Origin of the sequence: Lactobacillus equicursoris DSM 19284 = JCM 14600 = CIP 110162 (assembly GCF_001434815.1) — a bacterium.
Lineage (GTDB): Bacteria > Bacillota > Bacilli > Lactobacillales > Lactobacillaceae > Lactobacillus > Lactobacillus equicursoris.
Map to the genome: position 1 here is coordinate 1 of NZ_AZDU01000175.1, position 207 is coordinate 207.

Genomic DNA, 207 nt, shown 5'->3' on the forward strand with positions numbered 1-207 from the left:
ACCAAAAATCAGATTTCTTATTTGCTTTGGTGCGTTCATTAGCTCTGTCTGCTAGCCGTGCCCCTACCGTGGAAGCAGCACCACTTGAAGCACCACCAGGCGCACCAAATGACTTAGCCAACTTAATTTGGACCTGATCATCCACTGCCTTTTTAAACGCTTTAGACACTTTCTCATATTGATCTTCAAGCGAGTCAGTATCATCAA

The 207-nt window shown here is 44.4% G+C and carries 1 pseudogene; it reads right to left on the bottom strand.

What is annotated here, in order from left to right:
* Positions 1–207 (bottom strand): annotated as a pseudogene (locus tag FC20_RS10620) (DUF4355 domain-containing protein); the annotation flags it as partial.